A 506-nucleotide genomic window follows, 5' to 3' on the forward strand; every position below is an offset into this window, starting at 1 on the left:
ACCTGCGATCGCGCGTTCTTTCGAGGTGTTACTGCCTGTTCTAGCTGTGTTTGTCACGCTTTACCCATTAAGCATCTTCGTTCAAACCCAATACGACATGTTGATTCCTGATGCAGTTATGGCGATGTTCAAGCCATTAATCAGCGCATCAAATACTTTGCCTGCCATCATTGGTGCACTACTAATGTGTCAATTACTTTGGTTTGCAGGGATTCATGGTGCCGCGATTGTGGTTGGCCTTCTATCGCCAATCTTTCTAACAAACATCAGTGGAAACATCGACGCATTTGTTGCTGGGCAACCTGTTCCGAATATCTTCACTCAGCCGTTCTGGGACTTCTATATCTTCATTGGTGGTTCTGGTGCGACGTTAGCGTTGGTTCTACTGATGTCATTTAGCCGCTCTGTTCACCTAAAGAGTATCGGCCGAATGAGTGCGGTTCCTGGCTTCTTCCAAATTAATGAACCAGTGATTTTTGGTAGCCCAATCGTAATGAACCCAACAT

At 45.7% G+C, this 506-nt stretch carries 1 protein-coding gene; it reads left to right on the forward strand.

Translation table 11 applies throughout. The features are described from left to right. The coding region (locus tag R7093_RS28435) for a PTS transporter subunit EIIC (RefSeq protein WP_318147435.1) at positions 1-506 on the forward strand (506 nt) is incomplete at both ends.

Source organism: Vibrio sp. 1580 (assembly GCF_033340055.1).